Annotated in this window: 17 protein-coding genes and 1 pseudogene; 17 read left to right on the top strand and 1 reads right to left on the bottom strand. The window is 43.0% G+C overall.

Features of this window, described 5'->3' with window-relative positions; translation table 11 throughout:
• Window positions 1–32 precede the first annotated feature (32 nt).
• From AC6HZ4_RS21055 to AC6HZ4_RS20985, 15 genes and pseudogenes are all read left to right on the top strand, one after another.
• On the top strand, window positions 33–2,132 hold the full coding sequence (locus tag AC6HZ4_RS21055; protein WP_497491711.1) for a peptidoglycan D,D-transpeptidase FtsI family protein: 2,100 nt from the start codon (window positions 33–35) through the stop codon (window positions 2,130–2,132).
• A gap of 339 nt (window positions 2,133–2,471) precedes the next feature.
• Window positions 2,472–3,389, top strand: coding sequence for a PstS family phosphate ABC transporter substrate-binding protein (locus tag AC6HZ4_RS21050; protein ID WP_497491709.1), 918 nt, complete (start codon window positions 2,472–2,474; stop codon window positions 3,387–3,389).
• 164 nt (window positions 3,390–3,553) lie between these two features.
• Window positions 3,554–4,510: a phosphate ABC transporter permease subunit PstC gene (pstC, locus tag AC6HZ4_RS21045; RefSeq protein WP_497491707.1), complete on the top strand. Its 957-nt coding sequence runs from the start codon at window positions 3,554–3,556 to the stop codon at window positions 4,508–4,510.
• Window positions 4,507–5,385, top strand: a complete 879-nt coding sequence (gene pstA / locus AC6HZ4_RS21040) for a phosphate ABC transporter permease PstA (RefSeq protein WP_497491705.1) — start codon at window positions 4,507–4,509, stop codon at window positions 5,383–5,385. The genes pstC and pstA overlap by 4 nt, the downstream gene beginning before the upstream one ends.
• Window positions 5,386–5,417: 32 nt before the next feature.
• On the top strand, window positions 5,418–6,233 hold the full coding sequence (pstB, locus tag AC6HZ4_RS21035; RefSeq protein ID WP_497491703.1) for a phosphate ABC transporter ATP-binding protein PstB: 816 nt from the start codon (window positions 5,418–5,420) through the stop codon (window positions 6,231–6,233).
• A 26-nt stretch (window positions 6,234–6,259) separates the two neighbouring features.
• On the top strand, window positions 6,260–6,916 hold the full coding sequence (phoU, locus tag AC6HZ4_RS21030) for a phosphate signaling complex protein PhoU (protein WP_497491701.1): 657 nt from the start codon (window positions 6,260–6,262) through the stop codon (window positions 6,914–6,916).
• Between the two features lie 470 nt (window positions 6,917–7,386).
• Window positions 7,387–8,568, top strand: a complete 1,182-nt coding sequence (locus AC6HZ4_RS21025) for a glycosyltransferase family 4 protein (protein ID WP_497491699.1) — start codon at window positions 7,387–7,389, stop codon at window positions 8,566–8,568.
• 5 nt (window positions 8,569–8,573) lie between these two features.
• A complete protein-coding gene (locus AC6HZ4_RS21020) occupies window positions 8,574–10,952 on the top strand; it encodes a sugar phosphate nucleotidyltransferase (RefSeq protein ID WP_497491697.1) in 2,379 nt (792 codons plus the stop codon).
• A 69-nt stretch (window positions 10,953–11,021) separates the two neighbouring features.
• Window positions 11,022–11,171, top strand: coding sequence for a 50S ribosomal protein L33 (gene rpmG / locus AC6HZ4_RS21015; protein ID WP_497491695.1), 150 nt, complete (start codon window positions 11,022–11,024; stop codon window positions 11,169–11,171).
• Window positions 11,172–11,293: 122 nt separating this feature from the next.
• Window positions 11,294–11,863: a 5-formyltetrahydrofolate cyclo-ligase gene (locus tag AC6HZ4_RS21010; protein ID WP_497491693.1), complete on the top strand. Its 570-nt coding sequence runs from the start codon at window positions 11,294–11,296 to the stop codon at window positions 11,861–11,863.
• 24 nt (window positions 11,864–11,887) lie between these two features.
• Window positions 11,888–12,011, top strand: a pseudogene (locus AC6HZ4_RS21005) (L-lactate dehydrogenase); the annotation flags it as partial.
• A 342-nt stretch (window positions 12,012–12,353) separates the two neighbouring features.
• Window positions 12,354–13,559 carry a rhomboid family intramembrane serine protease gene (locus tag AC6HZ4_RS21000; protein WP_497491691.1) on the top strand — a complete coding sequence of 402 codons (1,206 nt, stop codon included), beginning with the start codon at window positions 12,354–12,356 and terminating at the stop codon, window positions 13,557–13,559.
• Window positions 13,560–13,743: 184 nt separating this feature from the next.
• The gene (locus AC6HZ4_RS20995) at window positions 13,744–13,947 is read left to right on the top strand and encodes a YqgQ family protein (protein ID WP_497491689.1); all 204 of its coding nucleotides are present in this window, start codon (window positions 13,744–13,746) and stop codon (window positions 13,945–13,947) included.
• A 10-nt stretch (window positions 13,948–13,957) separates the two neighbouring features.
• Window positions 13,958–14,932 carry an ROK family glucokinase gene (locus tag AC6HZ4_RS20990; protein ID WP_497491687.1) on the top strand — a complete coding sequence of 325 codons (975 nt, stop codon included), beginning with the start codon at window positions 13,958–13,960 and terminating at the stop codon, window positions 14,930–14,932.
• Between the two features lie 58 nt (window positions 14,933–14,990).
• Complete coding sequence (locus AC6HZ4_RS20985; protein WP_497491685.1) at window positions 14,991–16,868, top strand: LTA synthase family protein; 1,878 nt, start codon at window positions 14,991–14,993, stop codon at window positions 16,866–16,868.
• Between the two features lie 115 nt (window positions 16,869–16,983).
• Here the strand turns inward: AC6HZ4_RS20985 and AC6HZ4_RS20980 are convergent, their stop codons facing one another.
• The gene (locus AC6HZ4_RS20980) at window positions 16,984–17,157 is read right to left on the bottom strand and encodes a DUF2759 domain-containing protein (protein WP_497491683.1); all 174 of its coding nucleotides are present in this window, start codon (window positions 17,155–17,157) and stop codon (window positions 16,984–16,986) included.
• Window positions 17,158–17,495: 338 nt separating this feature from the next.
• Between AC6HZ4_RS20980 and AC6HZ4_RS20975 the strand changes: the two genes are divergently transcribed.
• On the top strand, window positions 17,496–18,125 hold the full coding sequence (locus tag AC6HZ4_RS20975; protein ID WP_497495792.1) for an MBL fold metallo-hydrolase: 630 nt from the start codon (window positions 17,496–17,498) through the stop codon (window positions 18,123–18,125).
• Between the two features lie 11 nt (window positions 18,126–18,136).
• A complete protein-coding gene (locus AC6HZ4_RS20970; protein ID WP_497491681.1) occupies window positions 18,137–19,264 on the top strand; it encodes a class I SAM-dependent methyltransferase in 1,128 nt (375 codons plus the stop codon).
• The last annotated feature ends 342 nt before the right edge of the window (window positions 19,265–19,606 follow it).

Here is a 19,606-nt window from a genome sequence, read left to right as displayed (position 1 = left end):
AATGTCTCTTTTATAAGAGATTCCCTTGTGAAATGAAAAAGAAAAATAAAAAAAAGAAAAGCCCTGTGCCGCTCCGATTGAATATATTATTTTTTATGGTCTTTCTTATGTTCTCCGCGCTTATTCTGCGTCTTGGCGTTGTGCAAATTGTATACGGGGAGGATTATAAAAAGGAAGTGGAGCGCACCGAGAATTTAACGGTGAGCACGTCGGTGCCGCGCGGAAAGATTTATGACCGCTATCATCGTATTGTTGTCGACAATACCCCTCTGCGAACGATTACGTATACAAGAATGCAAGGATCTACAAATGAGGATCGCCTAAAGGTAGCCAGACAGCTTGCGCAGCTAATCGATATGCCGACCGATAAGGTTACCGAGCGCGACAAAAAGGATTTTTGGATGCTGCTAAATAAGGATCGCGCAGAGAAGAAAATCACAGCAAAAGATCGACAAGAGTTAAAAGATAAAAAAATTGATGATAACGAAGTATATAAACGCCAGCTGGCGCGAATTACGCCTGAGGAGCTGGCAGAGCTGACGCCGGCTGATTTGGAAGTACTAGCTATCAAGCGGCAAATGGATAGCGGCTATGCGAATACGCCGCAAATTATTAAAAATAAAGATGTGACGCCTGAGGAGTATGCGGTCATCAGCGAAAATTTGGATAAGCTGCCGGGTGTTGATACAACAACGGACTGGGATCGAAATTATACTTACGGCAACATGTTCCGAACGATTCTCGGCAATGTATCGAGCGCTGACGAAGGGCTGCCTGTTGATCGGCTGAATTATTATTTAGTGCGTGATTACGACCGTAACGACCGCGTGGGCAAAAGCTATATTGAGCAGGAGTTTGAGGATGTGCTGCACGGCACGAAGGCCCAGGTGAAAAATGTTACAGATAAAGATGGGAATATTTTAGAGACGATTTATCTTTCCAAAGGATCACGCGGAAACGATTTGATTTTAACGCTGGATATGGAGCTGCAAAAGAAGGTAGAACAAATTATTGAAGAAGAACTAAAGGCAGCAAAGGCCAAAGGGGAAACAATGCTTGACCGTGCGTTTGTTGTGATGATGAACCCGAAAAACGGGGAGGTTTTATCTATGGCCGGCAAGCAGCTCGTTACCAAGGATGGAAAGCAGGAGGTGCAGGATTTTGCACTTGGCACGATGACGAGCTCTTATGCGATGGGCTCTACTGTCAAGGGAGCAACGATTTTGACAGGTCTGCAAACAGGAGCCATTAAGCCAAATACAGTGCTGGTGGATGAGCCGATCCAAATTAAAGGAACTCCTGTTAAGAAATCGTGGAAAAATATGGGTTCTATTGGGGTAATCACGGCACTGCAACAATCATCTAACGTGTATATGTTTAAAACTGCGATGAACATCGCAGGCGTACAATATGTTCCAGGCCGTTCTATTGATGTTAAACAAAAAACCTTTGATACGATGCGTATGTACTTTAGCCAATTTGGCCTTGGTGTACCGACGGGTATTGATTTACCAAACGAGTCGACCGGCTTTAAGGGAACAGCTGACCAGCCAGGGCTTCTGTTGGACTTTTCAATTGGACAATATGACACATATACGCCGCTGCAGCTGGCGCAATATGTGTCTGTGATCGCGAACGGCGGCTATCGCATTAAACCGCAGGTCATGAAGGAAATTCGTGAACCGAGCACAACGCCGGGAGCGATCGGAAAAGTAGTAGAATCAACTGAGCCGGTTGTTCTTAACCGTATTGATATGGATGAGAGCTATCTTAAGGTTGTACAGGATGGCTTCCGTGCGGTTATGCAAACATCGAATGGAACGGGAGCTTCTCATTTTATGAACGCGCCGTACAAGGTGGCCGGAAAAACAGGAACGGCTGAAACCTTCTATGATGGTCCTGACAAGTCATTCAGAGGGACAGATGCCTATAACTTAACATTAATCGGCTATGCGCCGGACGATGAGCCAGAAGTTGCATTTTCTGTTGTAGTTCCTTGGATGAAGAATGATAAAAACGCTGTAAACAAGGAAATAGGCCGACGTATTTTGGATGCGTATTTTGAACTGAAAAAAGAAGAAGCAGCAATGGAAGTAAGTCCGTCCCTATACGGAGAAGCAGGAAACCAATAAAGAAAACTCACCGATTGGCAAGCCATTAGGCGAAGACAGAGGTGCAGCTGCACTTACACTGTATTCTTAAAATTTCCTAAAGGGTAAGAAAAACGGACACAGACGGTTTTGCTTTAGATAAAAATAGCAAAAAGCACACGATTCCTTCGATGAATCGTGTGCTTTTTTTTGGACAAGCTTCATATAATAATACAGCCCGATTGCTTGTACAAGTACAGTGCTTATCGAAATATGTCGACATTTACAAAAGATTTACAAAGCATTAAAACCCTATTAATAGTTACACATTATTCTTATTCGTGTAGTCCTGTGCGCAGGACTCTTTAGGAGGAAGTAACGATGAAAACAGGCTTTACAGGCATAGCTGCTTTGCTATTTGCTTGTACTGTATTTGCGTTCGAAGTGCACGCAAATCCCTATCTGCGGGGAAATGTGACGATGGACGGATCCTCTACTGTATTTCCCATTATGGAGGCTGTATCAGAAGAATATGCACATAAGCAATTCTATGTGAAAACACCCATTAGTATCTCTGGCACAGGGGGAGGATTCAATCGATTTATTAAAGGAGAAATAGACATTAATAATGCCTCCCGTCCTATTAAAAGAGAAGAGCAGGAAGCTGCAAAACAAAATAACATACGATATGCTGTATTTCCAATTGCGTATGATGGTCTGACTATTATTGTCAGTCATCGCAATACATGGCTTAAAAACATAACGGACAGTGAGCTGAAGCAGCTTTGGTCGGAAAACGGCACACAAAAGAAATGGTCTGATATCAATCCAAGCTGGCCGCAGCATCCCATTCACTTCTATGCACCGGGTGTTGATTCCGGTACATATGATTACTTTCAGGATACCATTTTAGGAGAACGGGACATGACAAGGTTTGCTACATTTTCAGAGGATGATAATGTGCTTGTCAAAGGAGTTATGACCGACCCGTATGCAATTGCTTTTTTAGGGTTTGCATACTACTCCTTAAATAAGCAAAATGTGAGAGCTGTCGCTGTAAACGGAGTGTTGCCTGAGAAGGAAACGATTCAGTCCGGCCTTTATGCACCTCTTTCCCGTCCGCTTTACCTGTATGTGAATGAGGCATCTATCCGTGAAAAGGAATGCGTGTACGATTACCTGCGCTTTGCTTTCCAGTATGGCGGACAGCTTGCGGAAGAGGTTGGCTATGTGCAATTACCGCGCCAAAAGTATGAGCAGCAGCTGAGACGATTAGATGAAATAAAGAAAACTCGCTGATTGGCGAGCCGTTAGGCGAAGACAGGGGCGTAGTTGCACTTATACTGTATTCCTAAAATTTCCGACTACGCCGAATGATTTCTAGCTGGAAATTTATACTTTCTTACAGTGTAAAAAGAGAAAAAACATAATCTTGCCTGGAGGATGGAAAGGGGTTTTCATCTTTGGCTTTGTCCAAACGCAGTCGTTCTGTCGGTTCGGTTCGTATGTTCATTCGGCATAACCGCAAACATCACAGAAAAGAACAGCTGCTCAGCAAAGCGGTTCCGGTTTTGTTGTTTACTGTAGCAAGTATATCGATCCTTACAACAGCTGGAATTGTATGGACGCTTGCAACGGAAACGACAGTTTTTTTTCAGCACATATCGATTACACATTTTGTAACGGGAAAAGAGTGGCTCCCATTTTTTCGAACAAACGCGCAATACGGTATTCTCCCTCTTGTATGCGGTACGCTTCTCGTGACAGCTATCGCGATGATTGTAGCCGTTCCAATTGGCCTTGGATGTGCGATATTTTTGAGTGAATATGCATCAGATAGAGTAAGAAGAATTGTTAAGCCCCTTTTAGAGATTTTGGCAGGTATTCCGACCATTGTATATGGATTTTTTGCGCTAACATTTGTCACACCTATGCTGCAAACGATCGTTCCAAGCTTGCAATTCTTCAATGCACTAAGTCCAGGCATTGTGATTGGCATTATGCTCATTCCGACTGTTGCCTCTCTTTCAGAGGATGCGATACATGCCGTTCCGTTTTCATTTCGGGAAGGTTCGCTCGGGCTGGGAGCTACGCGCTTTGAAACAACGGTTAAGGTTGTTCTGCCATCTGCTTTTTCAGGAATCATTGCTTCTATTGTGCTCGCTGTTTCCCGCGCGATGGGAGAAACGATGATTGTTGTCATTGCCGGGGGTTCGACCCCTGTGTTGTCTGTTAATCCGACGCAATCGATTCAGACATTGACGGCATATATTGTACAGGTCAGCCTTGGAGATGCGCCGCATGGCACGACCGCTTATTACAGCATGTATGCGGTTGGGGCTGTGCTGTTCATTTTTACATTTTTCATGAATATGGCCGCTCGTCATATCACTCATCGCTTTAAAGGGGGCTATTCATGAGCATGATAGACCACAAAGCAGTGAAGAAGCAGATGAAGAGGCGTTTTCGGATAGATGTGCTGCAGCGCTTGTTCTTTGTATTAGCTACTTTATTCTCATTACTGATTTTATTGCTTCTTATATATCAAATTGTGAAGCAAGGGACTTCTTATATAGATTTTGATTTTGTGACGCATTTCTCGTCACGAAAGCCGGAGAATGCCGGTATTGCCGCCGCTCTTTGGGGGACAATAGCATTAATGGCAATTGTAACCCCTGTTTCCTTATTGTTGGGAGTTGGAACGGCATTATATTTAGAGGAATATGCTCCAAGAACAGTATTTACAAGGTTTGTTGAGCTAAACATTCAAACGCTTGCCGGCGTGCCATCTATTGTATTTGGATTGCTTGGGTTAACCGTTTTTGTATACGGTCTTGGTTTAGGCCAAAGTCTATTGGCTGGCGGTTTGACGATGAGCTTGCTGGCACTTCCCACAATTGTGGTAGCCTCGCAGGAGGCGCTGCGATCCGTACCGCGTTCCTTGCAGGAGGCCTCCTACGCACTCGGTGCTACAAAGTGGCGAACGATGCGATCTGTTGTAATCCCTGCAGCGTTTCCAGGCATACTAACGGGATGCATCCTGTCCTTATCCCGCGCAGTAGGAGAGGCAGCTCCTTTGCTTGTGATTGGGGCGCTTGCCTTTATTAATTATTTGCCCGTTAGTCCGCTAGATGGCTTTACCGTTTTACCGATTCAAATTTTTAATTGGATGAGCAGACCGCAGGAGGAGTTTCATTCTGTGGCAGCTGCAGGGATTCTTGTTCTGCTTGCTTTACTGCTCGCAATGAATGCCATTGCTGTATTGCTAAGAAACCGAAAGCAAAAAAGATATTGACCGTTAAGAGATGGATGAAAGGGGAATTCAAAATGGCAGCTACCGTTGTAAACGTAAAAGTAAAAGGTGAGAAGACAAAAATAGATACACCGAAAAATATCGTATTTCATACGAAAAAGTTAAATCTTTGGTATGGGGAAGACCATGCGCTAAAGGATATTGATTTTAGTATTTATGAAAATGAAGTAACAGCAATTATCGGGCCAAGCGGATGCGGGAAATCTACGTATTTGAAAACATTAAACCGTATGGTTGAGCTTGTGCCAATCGTTCGTACAACGGGAGAAATTGAATATCGCGGACGTAACATCTTCGATAAGTCCTATCATGTCGAAGAGCTGCGTACTCACGTCGGAATGGTGTTCCAAAAGCCGAATCCATTCCCAAAATCCATTTATGAAAACATTGCATATGGTCCGAAGATTCACGGCATTCGTGATAAGAAGCAGCTTGATGAAATTGTAGAAAAAAGCTTGCGCGGCGCAGCGATTTGGGATGAGTTGAAGGATCGTCTTCATGACAATGCATATGGTTTATCAGGCGGACAGCAGCAGCGTGTATGTATTGCACGATGCTTGGCAATCGAGCCGGATGTGATTTTAATGGATGAACCAACATCAGCGTTAGATCCTATTTCTACATTAAAGGTAGAAGAGCTGATTCAAGAGCTGAAAAAGAACTTTAGCATCGTGATTGTTACGCATAACATGCAGCAGGCAGCACGTGTTTCTGATCGCACAGCATTTTTCTTAAGCGGTGAGGTTGTCGAATATACAGATACAAATCAATTATTTACAACGCCAAAGGACAAGAGAACAGAGGATTACATTACAGGACGTTTCGGTTAATACTTCATTGGTAGGGGGCAGACAAAATGGTACGTGGACAGTTTCACTATGATTTAGATACATTGCAGGCTAAAGTCATTGAACTAGGCGAATTAGCGAAGGAAGCTCTTGACACAGCAATGAACGGACTTCGTTCAAAAAATATTGAGTTAGCACTGCAGGTCATTGATAATGATCAACGAGCGGATGATCTAGAGGAAGAAATTAACGATTTTGCATTGATGCTTATTACAAAGCAGCAGCCTGTTGCTATTGACTTGAGACGGATTTTTGTATCCATTAAAATTGCGACGGACCTAGAACGTATTGCGGACCATGCAGTAAACGTTGCAAAATCTACGATTCGTCTTGGTGAGAAAGAGCGTACTATTACGCTTGAGGACTTAGAAACAATGTTTAAAAATGCGCATGAAATGTTATCTGTTGTAATGCAAGCCTATAAAGAGGAAGACTTGACATTGGCGAAGAAGGTAGCAGAAATGGATGATATAGTGGATGAGCTGTACGGAAAGTCCATTCGAGAGTTTATTGCTTTTATTCCGGAACATCCACAGGAAATCGCGCAAGTTACGCAAATGTCCTTGATTGCACGCTACATTGAGCGTGTTGCCGACCATATTACGAATATTGCAGAAAATGTGTTTTACCTTGTCAAAGGAAAGCATTATTTACTGAATGAGTAAAAGAAGCAGAGATGCTTCTTTTTTTCTTTGTACCCAAAAGGTATAAGCTATCTAGATAGAAGCTAATTCGGCGCATCAGAAAATTTTAGGAATAAAGTATAAATGTAACTATGCTTCTGTCTTCGCTAAAGGCTCGCCAATCAGCGAGTTTTCTCTACAAAAAATGATGTGCTTGACTTAGGTCTTTCTTGGGAAGTTTGCTCCGTTCTTGTAACAAAAACAACCTGTATGTAATCATAGCAGCTTGGAATGCACCTAGATAAGAAAGTTTGCCTTTCCTCTGAGGCAGATAAGTATTTTTTATTGTTCATATTCCAAAATTAGACAAAATACAGCGTTGTCACCGCTATTCACAGGTGTTATCATTTTATTGAGAATTCTATTTATTCTGACTATTATTATGAAAGTGTTTACAATATCTGCATAATTAGATAAGTCTCTTTTGGTAGAGACAGGAGGGAAGTATAAAAGTGTTGCAAATTCTTCTGTTAGCGTGGGAATATCCTCCAATGCTTGTGGGCGGTCTTGGAAGACATGTATATGAACTTTCTAAGGCCGTGGCTGCAAAAGGTCATACGGTTCATGTCATTACTACATATGTAGAGGGCTTCCGGTTTTATGAACAAATCAATCATGTACATGTACATCGCGTAAAAAGTCATTATGAAAATCGGGCAGATTTTTATACGTGGATTGATGGTTTAAACAAGGCTATTGTGCAATATGCACAGGTTTTGTGTAAGGAAGTTGCATTTGACCTTATTCATGCACATGATTGGCTTGTTTGCAGCGCTGCAACAGCAATTAAGCGACAGGAACGCATCCCTCTTCTCACTACGATTCATGCAACGGAGCATGGACGCAATAATGGGATTCATACATCACTGCAGTATGAAATACATATGAAAGAAAAAGAACTCGTAAAAGAGTCCGATGTTTTAATTGTATGCAGCACATATATGAAGCATGAGATTGAGCTGATTTTAGATGCATCTCCTCATAAAATCGCCATATTTCCCAATGGAATTGATACAAACTTTTTTGAGTTAAGTGTCGGGCAAAGTGTACGAAATGCATACGCATTGCAAGATCGAATCATTGTCTTCTCAATTGGACGCATTGTAAATGAAAAAGGATTTCAAACGGTTATTGATGCTGCCCCTGATCTTTCCAGGCGCTATCCTCGTTTAATGTTTATCGTTGCGGGGAAAGGACCCATGTTAGATTATTATCGTTCAGTCGTTATAGAAAGAGGACTCGGGCATGCGGTTTCCTTTGTGGGGCATATAAGCGAGGAGGAGCAAAGAGCGTTTTTGCAGGAAAGCGATATTGTACTCGTTCCGAGCTTGTATGAGCCGTTTGGCATCGTTGCATTAGAAGGGATGCTGGCAGCTAAGCCGACCATCGTATCTGATGTAGGAGGCTTGAGTGAGATTGTCATTCATATTGAGAATGGCTTTAAGATGCATCCTGGTGATGTAAGAAGCTTAACAGAGCAGATCGAACGTATTATTACAAATCCAAAGGAAGCAGCCAGAATTGCGCAAAATGGAAGGGAATACGTTCTGCAAAAATATAATTGGACAACAATAGCAGAAAATACAATTCGTGTTTATACAGAAGCAGTTCATCATTCTAAAAGTGGGGGTTGAGAGGAATGAAGGGAGTCATTTTGGCAGGAGGAAAGGGTACGCGTTTACGGCCATTAACATGCAATCTCCCAAAGCCTATGCTGCCTCTGCTCAATAAGCCGGTTATGGAGTATAGCTTAGAATTGCTAAAGCAGCATGGAATTCGGGAGATTGCTGTTACGGTCCAATACATGGGCAATGCGATTCAAAATTATTTTGGGGATGGAAGCAAGTGGGGAGTGAAGCTTCATTATTTTGAAGATTCACCTCCGCTTGGAACCGCCGGCAGTGTAAAGCAGGCAGAAGCTTTTTTGGATGAACCGTTTGTTGTTATCAGCGGTGATGCATTAACTGATTTTCAACTATCTCGCGGAATGGATTTTCATCGAAGCGAAGATCGCTTGGTGACTATTTTTTTAAAAGAAGTATCTCACCCGCTTGATTTTGGTCTTGCTGTTACAGAAGAAGACGGACGCATTGTGAAGTACATTGAGAAGCCAGGGTGGAATGAGGTTGTTTCTAATACTGTGAATACAGGGATTTATATTATGAATCCAGAGGTTTTCTCATACATGGAACGCAATATGTTCTATGACTTCAGTCGTGATATTTTTCCAAGATTGCTAGAAGAGAAGAAAGACTTATACGGTTATTTAAGTGATGGATATTGGCTTGATATCGGGACATTTCCACAATACAGACAGGCGCATTTTGATTTATTAACGAAAAAGGTGAATGTGAAGCTTCCGTTTACGGAGGTGTTGCCAACGGTATGGATGGGGACGGATGTTACAATCGAGGATGGAACAAAAATACAAGGCCCGCTTCTTATTGGCGATGGTGCTGTTGTGAAAAGCGGCGCACTGATTGAGCCGTATTCCATTATTGGAAAAAATAACATAATCGGCGAAAATACGCATGTACAAAAAACAATTTTGTGGAATGATGTGTATGTTGGAAAGCAATGCGAGCTAACAGGGACAACGGTTGCATCCGGAACAGTGATAGAGGATGGCTCGACATTGTTTGAAAAAAGCATTATAGCGGATCACTGCAAGTTAGGAAAAAACACGGTCGTTAAGGCTAAGATAAAGGTTGCACCTGGAAAAATCATTGAAGGAAGCTCCGTATTAAGCTCATCCCTTATGTCCGAGCAGGAAAGCACGCTTTCCTTGCTGCAAAGAGGCACTGCTGCCGGTCGGGCCAATTTAGATATTACCCCTGAATTCATAGTGAAATTGGCTGCAGCATACGGTTCTATTTTTCCTCTTCATTCCTCTATTTTAATTGGAGGTGATTGGAATCCGTATTCGCAGCTTATGAAACAAACGTTTATGAGCGGGCTGCATGCAGCGGGTATCCATACAATTGAGTGTCAGCCTGTGAGCGATTCTTGCTTTCGCTATGCGGCCTTGATGGAGGATGTGGCAGGAGGGGTGTTTCTATCTGTCTTGCAGCATGAAGATGAAGAAAAAATGATTGTCCGCTTTTATGATCGAGACGGCTATCCTATTTCTGTCCGTATGGAGAAAGAGATTGAAACAATGTATATGTCAGAGCTGTATCGGCATGTAAGCGTAACAAATATAGGCACAAATGCAGAGGCAAGCATTAGTGAAGAGCAGTATGTATATTCCTTGCTGCAATCTTTAAACATATCAATCATACGAAACGAGCAATTTCATCTTCTTGTAAATAAAACAGAGAATCCATTTCATAATATGGTGATTTCATTTCTGCAGCTTCTTGGGTGCTCTCTTACATGGGTATATTCGCAGGCGAACGAGAGCCATATTAAATCCCTCATGCAATCAAGCAAAGCCGATGTTGGTATTATCTTTCATGAGCAAGGGAGAATGTTTGAGCTGTACGACCGATTTGGAAATGTATATAAAAGCATCGGACCGGAGAACACTGCTATCCCGGATATCTTGCTCCATCAGGGAGAAGGAGTACTGTATCCCTTATTGCTAAAGCATGGAGCAAGCTATGTCATTTGCTATGTTAAGGAGGAGCGTCAAGGGGGAGAGTTTAGGCATAAGAGATTTGAGCATGATTCTTTATACCAGATTGGAAAGCTATTAGAGCTCATTTCATCTCGAAAGCAACCGCTTCATGGAGTTTTTGAGCAGTATCCGCAATGCTATTTATTTTGGGATGAGGTGGTTTGCCCGTGGGGAGAAAAAGGGAAGGTCATGCGCATGCTTCTAGCTGATATGCAGAATCAGGAGATGGAGGTCATGGATGGAATTCGATTTCAGTATGAAAATGGGGACTGGTCCTATATCGTATCCGATCTCAGTCAGCCGAAGCTCATCGTGTATTCTCAGTCGTCAAACCCGGAAGCCGCAAAGGAAAAAAATATACATCTAATCGAAAAAATAAGACAATATCAAAAGGTCTAGAAATTTTGTGAAAAAGGTGATATCATAGTCTAGTCTGATTTATGCCACAATGACTGGAGGGAAATAAGAATGCGCGTAAATATCACTTTGGCTTGCACAGAATGCGGCGAGCGTAACTATATCTCAAAGAAAAACAAACGTAACAACCCAGAGCGTCTTGAGCTTAAAAAATATTGTTCAAGAGATAAAAAAGCGACATTACACCGCGAAACAAAGTAAGCAGTAGGAATTCCTACTGCTTCTTTTTTATAGCTTAAGAAAGCATAGCTTTTGTGGAACTGGCTCTCAGAGTGAGCAAAAGCGGGGCATGTCCAATTTTCTTGATAAAAGGAGGGTGTGAGATGAGCGAGGTTAAACAACAGCTTCGGAAGCAAGTAAGGGAGCGTATGATGTGCATACCAGAGGAACAAAGGAAGCAATGGTCTAGGCAAATTGCCAGTCGTTTATATGAGCAGGATGAATGGAAGCAAGCCCGTACGATAGGTATTACGATTTCCGTGGATGAAGAGGTTTCTACATTTGAGATCATTGAACGGGCTTGGCAGGAAGGAAAGAGAGTAGCTGCACCAAAGTGCGAGCGGCTTTCCAGGACAATGAGGTTTCGTGAAATACAGCGCTGGGATGAGCTTGAGAAAGTATACATGAATCTAAGGGAGCCGATTCCAGCTCTTACGAAAGAAATTGCTCCTGATGAGATTGACCTGCTTATTATGCCAGGCATTGCATTTACAGAGCAAGGAGATCGTTTAGGATACGGTGGAGGCTATTATGACCGATTTTTATCCCATTACAGCGGTCATACAATCGCACTTGCCTATTCTCAGCAGCTTGTTGCCTCTATTCCAATGGATGAATATGATAAACGTGTACAGAAAATTGTAACAGAGTCGCGGGTATATAACAGCTTGTAACGTATGGCTCTCCTCTAAGTAACCTATAGGTACATGCTTGGAGATTATTTGAATGTCGATAGCCTCTATCCATGCTTATATTATCGGCGAGCATGGCAATACGGAGCTGCCTGTATGGAGCCATGCAACGGTAGGAGCACAAACCTTGCATGAGGAGGAAAAACAAAAGTTTACTCATTCTGTGCAGGTGCTTCGCCAGACGATGTCACCTGTTTTATAAGGAAATACTGCAAAAAGACAAATCGCTAAGAAGGTTTGTCTTTTTTATATCTCATTCCCATAAGCAGCTTCCCTTTCAGCAAAGAACCCTCCTAGCTAAAGGAAGTGCTTGATAACCGCTTTTGTGATCAAAACAGAGCGATTCCGCTTTTTTGTGACCGCACAATCCTGATTAAGAGACGTACTGCATACTTTTAATAATAAGAATTAAACTCTCCCGCCTATTTGTTAGTATTGTCGCACCTCTGTACAAATTGAGGAGGGAGTCTTCTTGGCTAAAAACGATAAAAAGGGAATTGGAGGAGATTTCTTGCATCAGCGACAGGATTCCTTATATTGGGCGCTGCTCTATAGTCTCGTATCTTTACATAAGTATGAACTCCTGTATTACTCTGAGGAACAAGGAGAAGCATGGCTGCAATCCGCAGCACTTAAAAGCAATGCGATTGTCCGCGTGAAGCGCTGCGATGTGGATTGGAGCAGCTGGGTAAGAAAGGATTTGGAGCAGCTTGAACAGACGAGGCTCCAACGGTTTCGAGGAAAGAAAAAGGTATACAATATTTATATTTCGCGGTTTGAGCCTTTGGATGATTGGCAGGCGGCAGTTGCAGATACAAAAAGCCATGCTTTTGTTAGAACAGTATTCTTCACCGAACATAACGAAAAGCGGCAAATCGATTTTATGCAGATGGCGCTAAGAATGAGCGATGCAGAGACAGCAGCTGTATGTTCTCTCAAGGAGGAACCGGCTGACGTAATACGGCTTCGCCTGTACCGCTTTTTGGAATTGAAGAGAAAGCAGCAGCAGCACCTTTTAAATTATGCTCGTCCAACCATTACTAAGCTATTTGCGGCTATTCAAGTCATGATGTTTGGGGTTCTAGAATACTTTGGAAGCAGTACGGATACCACAACACTTATTACATTCGGCGCGAAATATAATCCGCTTATTTTACAGGGGGAATGGTGGCGTTTCTTTACTCCTATGTTTTTGCATATTGGCCTGTTGCACCTTTTTATGAATACGGCAGCACTCTACTATATTGGGAGTCAGGTTGAGCGTATTTTAGGAAATATGAGATTTTTATTTGTTTATTTGTTTGCGGGCTTTTGCGGCAGTCTTTTGAGCTTTGTGTCCTCAGATAGTGTATCTGCAGGTGCCTCAGGAGCCATTTTCGGATGCTTCGGGGCTCTCCTGTATATCGCTGCGTCGTATGCAAAGGTATTTTCCAAAACGATGATGCAAAGCGTTCTGACACTCATTGGGGTCAATCTGTTATTTGGGTTTGCTGTTCCCGGCATTGATAATGCCGGGCATATTGGCGGTTTAATCGGGGGATTTTTGGCAACTGTTATTGTACACGTCCCAGAGAAAAAAGGATCGTTATTTCGGAAAGCTGCAGCACTGCTTATTACCCTTTTGTTTGTCGGTGCCCTGCTGTTTTATGGTCTGCGCATTCAAGGAGGCGGCGTCTAGATGCTGACAAAGATACAAGAATGAAGCGGTGTATTGTAAATGCAGAAGGAAAAATGATAGAAAATGCCGAACATAAATAAATATGCGTAATGGATAAAGAGTAAATTGACGCCTCCTTCTGTTCTTTTTATAATGAGGATGGGAACGTTTTCTTAGAGCAGGATGCACGAAGGAAGGTGAAGCGTTGACATCCATTTACGACATTCAGCAATTATTAAAGAAATTCGGAACCATCATTTATACGGGAGAACGTGTTGCCGATTTAGAATTGATGGCGGACGAATTGCATGAGCTGCATGAGGCGCGGCTAATTGAAGCAAAGGACTATGAAGCGGCTTTGTTTGTGCTTAAACAAGAAATTCAAAAACAAAAAGACAAATTACATTAAGGGGTGCGTCATGCAGGAGAAATGGTTAGTAGGTGTCGATCTTGGGGGCACAACAATTAAACTAGCGTTTATTAGCGTATACGGCGAGATTTTACATAAATGGGAAATCCCGACGAATATTAGTGAGCAAGGAAAGCATATTACTGTTGATATTGCAAAGGCAATTGATGAAAAGCTGCAGGAGCTAGGAGAGCAAAAGAGCAAGCTTGCGGGCATCGGTATGGGAGCGCCAGGACCGGTACATATGGCAACAGGCTTGATTTATGAGGCAGTAAATTTAGGGTGGAAGGATTATCCGCTCAAGGATTTGCTTGAGGTAGAAACAGGACTTCCAGTTGTAGTTGATAATGATGCAAATATTGCAGCCATCGGCGAAATGTGGAAGGGCGCTGGAGAAGGCGCGAAGGATATTGTGTGTGTGACGCTTGGTACGGGAGTCGGCGGCGGTGTAATCGCTAACGGAGAGGTTGTACACGGCGTAAGCGGAGCAGGCGGCGAGATTGGGCATATTACGGTTCTTCCAGAGGGAGGAGCTCCGTGTAATTGCGGAAAAACTGGCTGTTTGGAAACAGTGGCATCTGCAACTGGCATTGTACGTTTAGCGAAGGAGGCACTTCAAAGCAGCAAAGAAGAGAGCGAGCTTCGCGGCAGATTGGCTGAGGCGGGTACAGTAACCGCAAAGGATGTATTTGATGCTGCGCGTAATGGGGACACATTTGCCCAAAGCATTCTTAACCGTGTGGCTTCCTATTTAGGACTGGCTATTGCAAACTTTTCCAATGCATTAAATCCAGAGAAAGTCGTGATAGGCGGGGGAGTATCAAAAGCTGGAGATGTATTGCTGCAACCGGTTCAGCGCTACTTTGAAATGTATGCATTTCCTCGTGTTGCAAAAAGTACAAAGCTGGCGATTGCTACGCTTGGCAATGATGCAGGCGTGATTGGCGGCGCTTGGTTAGTAAAAACAAAAATAGGGAAATATTAAAGTAAAGAAAAAAGCCTGCACAGGCTTTTTTCTTTTGGATAAAAAGAAGGGAGAGTGAATGATGCTGACCAAATGGCGCTTCGTGCTGACAACTGTTTTTCTGCTATGGTTAAAAACATATATCGTATGCAAAAGCGTATTTGAAATCGAACTAAAAAATAAGACACAGGAGCTGCTTTTATGCGTCAGCCCAATAAGCTCGCTTTTCTTTTTTATTGGTCTTTCTTTTTTTGTGAAAGGAAAATGGCAGGTTCTTGTTGTACTGCTTACGAATGTTTTTTTGTCACTCATACTATACGCAAATATAATATTTTACAGCTTTTTTCATGATTTTCTCACGTTCCCTGTATTGTTTCAGGGAAATAATATGGGAGATTTAGGATCCAGCATCCGGGAGCTGACAAGCTTGCAAACAGCCTTCATGTTTGTGGATGTGCTGCTGCTTGCAGCAATTGTGCGGCGGTTCCCTTCTTTTGCACGTCCAGTACATCTTTCTTATGCGGAGAAGGCAGTTTATTTTTTTTGTGTATGGGCTTTGTTTGCAGTAAATTTGGTTCTTGCAGAATTAGAGCGGCCACAGCTGCTTACGCGCTCATTTGACCGTGAAATGCTTGTTAAAAATCTTGGCCTATTTAATTACCATATTTACGATGCAGTGCTGCAATCACGTTCGTCCGTGCAGCGTGCTATGGCTGACGGAAACAAATTAGTAGAGATTGAGAACTATATTTCCATACATAAAAAGAGACCGAAAGCGCGTCTATTTGGAAGCGCTAAAGGAAAAAATATTCTAATCATTTCAATGGAATCTCTACAAAGCTTTGTTATTGACAGCAAGGTAAACGGACAGGAATTAACGCCATTTTTGAACAAGCTCAAGAGAGAAAGCTATTATTTTAATCAATTTTATCATCAAACGGGACAAGGGAAGACATCCGATGCGGAATTTATTATGGAGAACTCATTATTTCCGTTAGATAGAGGAGCGGTGTTCTTTACTCATTCCGGCAACGAGTTTATTGCTTTTCCGGAAATTATTAAGGGACACGGCTATTATTCCGCTGTGTTTCATGCAAATAACAAAAGCTTTTGGAATCGGGACTTGATGTATCCGTCACTTGGCTATGACCGTTACTTTCACGGTGCATATTATACAGCTAATACGGATAACTCCGTTGGATGGGGGCTAAAGGACCGGGAGTTTTTTGATCAGTCGATTGCTTATATCAAGTCGCTTCCACAGCCGTTTTATGCGAAATGTATTACGCTCACCAATCACTTCCCATTTAAGCTGCAAGCGCAGGACCAGCTTATTCAAGGAGTGAACTTGACGGATGGAACGCTAAAGCGATATTTTGCAACGGTTCGCTATACAGATGAAGCTATTCGGTACCTCGTAGAGCAGCTTAAGGAAGAAGGGCTATATGAGCACACATTGCTTGTTTTGTATGGAGATCATTACGGAATTTCCGAGAACCATAATAAGGAAATGGCTCAATACCTAGGAAAAGAAACAATCTCTCCCTTTGATCAGCTTCAACTGCAGCGTGTTCCGCTGCTCATTCATATACCGGGACATGAAGGTGCAACCATTTCCCGCATAGCAGGGCAAGTAGATGTGAAGCCGACACTTTTGCATTTGTTAGGCATTGACGAAAAACGAGATATTCATTTTGGGGAAGATGTGTTTTCACCGGACAAGGAATCATTTACAGTGCTGCGCGATGGCAGCTTTATTTTAGACCGATACGTATACACGCGCGGTGTTTGCTACGACAAACAAACAGCTTCGCCTGCCTTGTTTGAGAATTGTGCGCCCTACATTGAACGCGCTAAGACGGAGCTGCAGTATTCGGATCGAATTATTTATGGTGATTTGCTTCGTTTTTTTGAGGGGAGCAAACGGACAAGCAGGCAGCATAAAATGCTATATTAAAAGGGCTCTGAAGAACCAGAGCCCTTTAATATATTAGATAAAAAACGATGTACAGCTTCCTTGACCTGCTTACTGCGAAATTTCTGCCATAAGCAGGCTGAGGTCGCTTTTCTGATTAGTGTGCCGGCGGGTAACCGTTATTGAGTACAGTCATGATCGTAAACCAGCCGAAAACAAGAAAGGTTGCTGCGGAGAAGGCTACTCCTAGCATATTCTTGTCCTTGAAGGTTTTGAGCGTCGCGAATACGCCCAATAGCGTTACTAGCGCGAAAATCACTACAAGGCCCATATATATCCCCCTCTGCTCTCCCACCTCTTTGCATACGGGAGTTGTAAAAATATTCCCTCTTTTTTCATTGTACATGGTTTTCCAAAAAATGTCGAGGTGAAACCGCTGACAAATATGCAGCTCCTGTGACTCGTTTTATTTTTGAACTGCCCTCCGCCTACTCGCTAACGCTCCTTTCCCACAAGGGGACTTCCGGTGGCCGAAGGCGGGAGATTCTGATTCCTAAGAACTCCGTTCAATCGAACAGATATGGATTAGGCGATCCCTGCCGTTCCATGCAGAGAGAAAATGGTGTATCATGAAAGTAAAATACAGGTTTGGAGGAAATATACATGAAATTGAAATGGAGACAGCTTCCCCTAGGACCGCTGCAAACAAATGCATACGTGCTGCGTAATGAGAAAAAGGAGTGTGTAATCTTTGATCCAGGGCATGAAGGGGAGAAGCTGATTAGCTACCTGCAGCAGGAGGGGCTAACGCCGCTTGCGATTTTGTTAACACATGCTCATTTTGACCATATTGGCGCAGTAGATGATGTGCGTGACACCTATACGATTCCTGTTTATTTACATAAAGAAGAGCAATATTGGCTATCTGACCCCGAGTTAAACGGCTCATATATGTTTATGACAAACCGCGAAATTACAACAAAGCCTGCAGATCGGCTGATTGAAAGAGAGGGAGAGCTGACAATTGGCTCATTTACGTTTACTATACTGGAGACACCAGGACACTCTCCAGGAAGCGTCTCGTATTACTGCAAGGAAGCTGGTGCAGTATTTTCCGGGGACGCTCTGTTTCAAATGAGCATTGGACGGACCGATTTGCCGGGCGGCAGCTTTAATGAGCTGATAATGAGTATTGAAAGCAAGCTTTTTTCATTACCAGATGATACAGTAGTGCTCAGCGGTCATGGCCCTAAGACGAGCATTGGCTTTGAAAAAGCAAACAATCCGTTTTTGAAATAAGGGGAGACGCGATGCGGGATATTTTAAAGGAAGCTATGCGAGAGCGGAAAGAAAACGCTATTCCCTATAGCACGTTTATCGAGCTTGCTCTTTATCATCCGGAATATGGGTACTATATGAAAGAGAAGGAAAAGATAGGAAGAGCAGGAGATTTTTTTACAAGCAGTAATGTGTCTTCTATATTTGCTAAGCAGTTTGCCCGATTTTTCATGCGTCTTGTATCAGATAGAATTGTACCGCCGATCATTTACGAGATTGGAGCAGGCACGGGCAGGTTTGCCCGCGATGTATTGACTGAGTGGAGCACAAGTGAGCCTGACTCCTTTTCGAAGCTGCGCTATATCATCATTGAGACGAGTCCTTATCATCGCAAGATGCAGCTTGCGATGCTCTCATCGTTCGGAAATGTGGCGCAGTATGCTTCTCTTGCTGATGTACCTGAGGGACTTGAAGGGATTGTATTTTCCAACGAGCTGTACGATGCGTTTCCAGTGGAAGTGGTGGAGCAGCAGGATGGTGCACTATGGGAGGTATATGTCAGCCTGGAGGATCATCAGTTAAAGGAAGTAATGCATCCGCTGCAAAATAAAGAGATCGTTCAGTACTTGGAGAGGCACAGCTTGCATTTGAAAAACGGGCAGCGTTTTGAAATTCCGCTTGCGATGGGGCGATTTGTGCAAGAGCTTAGCAGGCGTGTAAAACGAGCTGTGTTCGTGACTATTGATTATGGTTACACAAATGAAGAGTGGATGCATCCCAGCCGCCGAGAAGGAAGCTTACGCGGGTATTATGAGCATCAGCTCGTCCGTAATCCGCTTGAACGTCCTGGTGAGATGGATTTGACGGCGCATATTCACTGGGATGAGCTGCGCCTGGCGGGGGAGGATGCCGGATTACATACATTGCTTCGAATGAAACAGCGCTCCTTTCTCCTTAGCACGGGTATTTTACAGCATCTTGTAAATCATCAGGATAGAAATCCTTTTTCAGAAGCAAACAAGCAAAACCGTGCCATTCGTTCTTTGATTTTAAGCGGCGGGATGAGTGATGCCTTTGATGTACTGATTCAGCAAAAGGGCATTCCACAGCTGCATCTAGAACGTTATATGGACTTTGCTGTTTGCTCCATGTCGTTTTAACGAAATGAAAAGAAAAATGGCCGATTGACAAGTCTTTAGGCAAAGACAGAGGCTCAGTTGCACTGATACTTTATTCCTAAAATTTCCTGATGCGCTGAATTTGCTTCTATCCGGAAATTGATACCTTATTAAAGTGCAAAAAAATTCCCCCTCCTCAAACATGTAACAGGCACAGCCTGGCGGCAGGCGGAGGAGGGGATAAATAATTAAAAGCGTAGAGACAGCTCTGCGCTTTTACATTATAATCATCTTTGCATTAAGATAAGAAAATGTAAAAGTACAAAAGTAAGTATGTTCTGCTACAAAAGTAAGTATGTTCTGCTACAAAAGTAAGTATGTTCT

Source organism: Ectobacillus sp. OTK (genome assembly GCF_059698935.1).
The sequence above is the reverse complement of the archived record's forward strand: the minus strand, read 5'-3'. Positions and strand labels throughout refer to the sequence as shown.